Raw genomic sequence first — 5,170 nt, forward strand, 5'->3', positions numbered from 1 at the left:
TTCCGGCTCAGTCGCGCCATCTTTAGAACGGTGTCGAACGCGGGCCCGAAGGCCTGCTCCACACCCTAAACGTCGAGCGTAAAAACCCAATATGCTTCGTCGCTGCTCGGCCGCCCGGAGAAAGCACCGGGCGCGCGACGCTTCTCAGCATGAACCTTCCGAAGACCTGTTAACCATCTAGGGTCTCTTTTCTATTGACAGCGCACGTTCCACGCCTAGAATGTTTCAAACATTTTAGGCGTTGGTTGTTTTAAACATACAACGGAGAAATGGAGCGGCAGCAAACGAACATGACGCAATGGTTCACATCCAACGAAGTGGTGGAGCTCACCGGCATCACGCCGCGGCAACTGCAGTGGTGGGATGAGCGCGGCATCGTGAGTCCGGAGCGCGAAGGCCACCGCCGGCTGTATTCGCTGGACGATGTGGCCGAGGTCGCCGTCATCGTGGAACTGCGCGACAAGGGATTCTCGTTGCAGCGCGTGCGCAAGGTGATGCGCTTCCTGCAGCGCGAGCTGGGCAAGCGGCTGGTGGAGACTGTGAGCGGCGACTCCGACTACCACCTGCTCACCGACGGCAAGACGATCTACCTGGAGCACTCGGCAAAGGAGATCGTGGACCTGCTGAAAAACGCGCGGCAGCCGATGCTGGCCATCGGGTTGAGCGACGCGGTGAAGCAGGTGCACGCAGAAATAAAGGGATTGAAGAAGGCAAGCGCGTCGGCGGGAGAAGAGAGACCGCGCCGGCGGCGGAGAGTGTGAGGGCGCTCCACATAAGTAAGCGGCGAGCAGCATGGGCATCATATCCGTTGTCATCGAAGGGCGTTCCACGGAGGTGAGATGGTCGCGGAACTCAACATCCTGAGCGAATGGATCCCGGAGCAGATGGGGCCGGGAACGCTGTTCGTGCTGGAGAATGCCGGTGACGTGGGCGAGAACGACGACCCGTACTGGGCCGTGCTGTCTTGTCCGGAGTGCGGAACGCTGGGACTGATCACGCGTAAGCAGGTGGTCGGACTGATCCCTGTGATCTGCGGGTCCGATAGCTGCCCCGCGCAGTTCTTCATCAAGGACGAAGAGATCAAGGTCCGGAAGTCGAGTTAGCGGCGTCCGGCTGAATCCGAGTGGTCGCGCGGAGACGGGCAGAAGCCCGTTTGGAAGCGAGCGCGTCTCCGCCCGGTAACCCCCGTAGTAACCGCACCTGCCAAACCTGCGACCTTTCCTGCCTGCTAGAATCTTCTTGCTAGAAACCCAACGTAAATGCCCGCAAAAGCCCCATTCACGGATGTGGAGACGGCGCTCGAGGAGATTCGCGCCGGGCGGATGATCGTGGTCGTGGACGATGAAGACCGCGAGAACGAAGGCGACCTCACCATGGCCGCCGAGAAGATCACGCCCGAAACCATCAACTTCATGGCCAAGTTCGGCCGCGGCTTGGTGTGCGTGGCGATGACGCAAGAGCGGCTCAACCACATGCGCATCGGGCCGATGACAGCGGAGAACACCTCGCAATACGGCACCGCATTCTGCGAGGCGGTAGACGCGCGTGACGGCGTGACGACGGGCATCTCGGCGCACGACCGGGCGCGGACCATCCAGGTAGCGATCGATCCAAAGTCGCGCCCGGGCGACCTCGTCCGGCCCGGGCACATGTTCCCACTGCGCGCGCGCAAGGGTGGCGTGCTGGTGCGGGCGGGGCAGACGGAAGCGTCGGTGGATCTGGCGCGCCTTGCCGGGATGATCCCGGCAGGCGTGATCTGCGAGATCATGAACGAAGACGGCAGCATGGCGCGCGTACCCGACCTGGTAAAGTTCTGCGCGCAACACGATCTCAAGATGCTGACGGTGGCGGAGCTCATCCGCTATCGCATGCAGCACGAGCGCTACGTGCATCGCGTGGGCGAGGCGCTGCTGCCCACCGCCTACGGCGAGTTCCGCATGATCGCCTACGAGAGCCAGCTCGATGGCGAGTCGCACGTGGCGCTGATCAAGGGTGACGTGGAGCACGCGGGCTCGGAACCGGTGCTGGTGCGCATGCACTCGCATTGTCTCGTGGGCGACGTGTTTGGCGCGACCTGGTGCGATTGCCACGCGGTCATCGCGCGCTCGCTCGAGATGATCGCCGAAGCAGGCCGCGGCGCGCTCATCTACCTGCACCAGACCGGCAAGGGATTCTCGATCGAGAAGGTGGACGACAAGAACACGCTGGCGTTCCATCGCGACGTGCGTGAGCCGGCGCATCCCGAACATCAGCGCAAGACGCAGCGCGAAGTCGGCATCGGCGCGCAGATCCTCTCTGACCTGAACCTGCATCGCGTGCGTCTGCTGACCAACCATCCTCGCAAGATCGCCGCGCTCGAAGGCTTCACCATCGAGATCGTGGAACAGGTGCCGGTGAAAGTGCGCCAGCGGGCATAGCCTTTCCGCGCGCCTTCGCGCCTTCGCGCCTTTGCTCCTTCGCCGTTCCGTCTCAGTCGCGGTTTTCCGATCCCAGGCAGTTACAACGCAGGCCTGAAGGCCTGCTCCACCCGTGTTTGTGGCGCCCGCTCGAGGCCGAGCGGGCTACAAGGGTTGGCCAGCACAATGGGCGAGGGGCTAGGCGGCGACTGCTGGCGAACGATTGCAGATCCTCCGGGCGCAAACCCCGCGCGCGAAGGATGACATCTTGCGGGATTGGCGGAGGAGCTAGCGCGCGCTAAAGGCTTACGCCTTGGCGATGAGCAGCCGCATCAGCCAGAAGGTGAGAGCGGCGACGCCGGCGGAGGCAGGGATGGTCAGGATCCATGCCCACACGATGCGTTTAGCCACGCCCCAGCGCACTGCCGAGAGGCGATGCGTGGAGCCAACGCCAACGATAGCGCCGGTGATGGTGTGCGTCGTCGAGACGGGGATCCCGGCCAGCGCGGTCCCAAACAGCGTGATGGCGCCGGCGGTCTCGGCGCAGAATCCGCCCACCGGCTTCAATTTCGTGATCTTCGAACCCATGGTATGGACGATGCGCCATCCGCCGAAGTAGGTGCCGAGGGCAATCGCGGCGTGAGCGGAGAGGATGATGTACCACTTGTACGGTCCCCAGTCGCCGGCCATCTGCTCCTTGCTGAGGATGCCGCCGGTGAAGAGCGCGCCGGCGATGATGCCCATGGTCTTCTGCGCATCGTTGCCACCGTGTCCGAGCGAGTAGGCGGCGGCGGAAAGCAGTTGGAGTTTGCGGAACCAGGTGTCCACGCTGCGCGGCGAGCTGCCCTTGAAGATCCAGGAGACGGCGACCATCATACCGAGGCCGAGCACAAAGCCCATGAGCGGTGCGAGCACAATGAAGATGAGCGTCTTGTACCAGCCCTCGGGGATGATGACGTCGAGCGTCCAGGCCTTGGCGATGGCGGCGCCGGCATAGCCCCCGATGAGCGCGTGCGAGGACGACGTGGGTAGGCCCCACCACCAGGTAAGCAGGTCCCACACGATGGCGCCGAGCAAGCCGGCAAGCACCACGTATTGGTTCACGTAGTGCAGATCGATCATGCCTTTGCCGATGGTCTTGGCGACAGCGGTGCCGAGCAGGAAGGCGGCGACGAAATTAAAGAACGCCGCCCAGATCACGGCCATGCGCGGCGAGAGCACGCGCGTGGAGACCACGGTGGCGATGGAGTTGGCGGCGTCGTGAAAGCCGTTGATAAAGTCGAAGCAAAGCGCAACGGCGACGGTAAGGATCAGCAGCCACTGCTCGGTGGTCACGCTGGCAGGCTCCTGGCGAAAGAGGGAGTGAACAACGCTGGGCTGTGCATCAGGCGTTCTTCAAGACGATGGTCTCGAGCACGTTGGCTGCGTCCTCGGCCTTGTCGCTCGCGGTCTCGAGCACCTCGTAGAGTTCCTTGATCTTGATGAGGGTGATGGGATCCTTCTCGGTGTCGAACAGCTTGGCGATGGCGCCGCGGGTGATGCGGTCCGCCTCATTCTCCAGGCGATTGATCTCCACACAGTAATCAAGCACGTGGTCCTGCTTCTCCAGTTTGGAGACGGCCTGCGCGATCTGTTCGCACTGCTTCACCACCACGTCGGCCAGGGCCCCGGCTTCCGAAGGGACGTGCGCGATCTTGTACATCACCAGGCGCTCGCCGGCGGCGTAGATGAAGTCGAGCACGTCGTCGATGGTGGAGGCGAGCTTGTGGATGTCTTCGCGGTCGAAGGGCGTGATGAATGTCTGGTTAAGTTTGGTGAGGATGCGGTGCGTCATGTCATCCCCTTTGTGCTCGATGTCCTTCAGTTGCTGCACGCGCACTTCCACGTTCTGATAATCGCCGAGCAGACTCTGCAGCAGCCGTGCGCCCTCGGTGAGATTGCTCGACATCTCGGCAAACATGTCGAAGAACTTGCCTTCGCGGGGCACGAGACGGACCATGTCGAGGCGGCTCCTTGGGCGGGGTGAACGTTGCCGGCTTGTTACAACCGGAAACTATCTCATGCGGGTTTAAAGATGGTCAATGCTGCTCCAGTTGGCGCAGTTCCTCGCCTGCGCCCCGGAAGAGGCTGCGGAGGGCGCGCCACACCATCCGCACTAGCAGAATGATGACCAATAACAGGATGAAGACCACTCCGGCAGCGATGTAGGGATGCTGCGTGGCAAACCACGTGAGTCCGACGGCGAGGACATCTTCGCCCACACTGAGCGCGATGTTCGAGATGGGTTCGGGCGAGGGTGAAACGGCGGCGCGCGCGGCGACTTTGCCGCTATGGGCGGCGAAAGCGATCGCCGCGCCCAACACCGCGGCCAGCGCCTGGTCCGCCGGAGAGAGTTGCGCCGTCGCACCCCAGGCGATGAGCGCCGCTACCGGAACGCGTACGAAGGTCTGGGCGGCGTTCCAGAGCAGGTCGAAGGCAGGGACTTTGTCCGCAAAGAACTCGAGCAGGAACAGCGCAGCGCTGATCCCGATGACCCACCAGCTTTCGAGCAGATGCAGTGATGCGGGCAGGAGAAAGACGCCGGCGTGGGCGAGTAAACCGAGCGTGGCCACGGTGGCGTAGACGTTCAGCCCAGCGGCAAAGCTGGCCGCGACCAGCAGGGCCAGCAGGTGCGTGGTGTTGAGAGAGAGATCCACGGCGACGTTCCTCCCCCTATCATTTTAGATGCGGGGCAGCGGTGTGGCCGGCGTGAGTTGCTGGAAAAGCAAAAAGGC

6 protein-coding genes are annotated in these 5,170 nt (G+C 62.9%); 3 read left to right on the forward strand and 3 right to left on the reverse strand.

Annotation, left to right across the window (positions count from 1 at the left end; genetic code table 11):
• The first annotated feature begins 269 nt into the window (after positions 1-269).
• The 3 genes from M3P27_02260 to ribB all read left to right on the forward strand — a co-directional run bounded on the left by M3P27_02260 (position 270) and on the right by ribB (position 2,417).
• Entirely contained in the window at positions 270-761 is a 492-nt protein-coding gene (locus tag M3P27_02260) for a MerR family transcriptional regulator (protein MDP9267134.1), read from the forward strand.
• 78 nt (positions 762-839) lie between these two features.
• Positions 840-1,103 carry a hypothetical protein gene (locus M3P27_02265; protein MDP9267135.1) on the forward strand — a complete coding sequence of 88 codons (264 nt, stop codon included), beginning with the start codon at positions 840-842 and terminating at the stop codon, positions 1,101-1,103.
• Between the two features lie 156 nt (positions 1,104-1,259).
• Positions 1,260-2,417 (forward strand): 3,4-dihydroxy-2-butanone-4-phosphate synthase, encoded by a 1,158-nt coding sequence (gene ribB, locus M3P27_02270; GenBank protein ID MDP9267136.1) that lies wholly within the window; start codon positions 1,260-1,262, stop codon positions 2,415-2,417.
• A 285-nt stretch (positions 2,418-2,702) separates the two neighbouring features.
• Here ribB and M3P27_02275 read toward each other — a convergent pair whose 3' ends face one another.
• The 3 genes from M3P27_02275 to M3P27_02285 all read right to left on the reverse strand — a co-directional run bounded on the left by M3P27_02275 (position 2,703) and on the right by M3P27_02285 (position 5,092).
• Complete coding sequence (locus tag M3P27_02275) at positions 2,703-3,731, reverse strand: inorganic phosphate transporter (protein ID MDP9267137.1); 1,029 nt, start codon at positions 3,729-3,731, stop codon at positions 2,703-2,705.
• A 49-nt stretch (positions 3,732-3,780) separates the two neighbouring features.
• Positions 3,781-4,395 (reverse strand): DUF47 domain-containing protein, encoded by a 615-nt coding sequence (locus M3P27_02280; protein MDP9267138.1) that lies wholly within the window; start codon positions 4,393-4,395, stop codon positions 3,781-3,783.
• 79 nt (positions 4,396-4,474) lie between these two features.
• Positions 4,475-5,092 carry a DUF4126 domain-containing protein gene (locus M3P27_02285; protein ID MDP9267139.1) on the reverse strand — a complete coding sequence of 206 codons (618 nt, stop codon included), beginning with the start codon at positions 5,090-5,092 and terminating at the stop codon, positions 4,475-4,477.
• Positions 5,093-5,170: the final 78 nt, after the last annotated feature.

The organism is Acidobacteriota bacterium (assembly GCA_030774055.1).
In the GTDB taxonomy this organism is placed as follows: domain Bacteria; phylum Acidobacteriota; class Terriglobia; order Terriglobales; family Acidobacteriaceae; genus JACPNR01.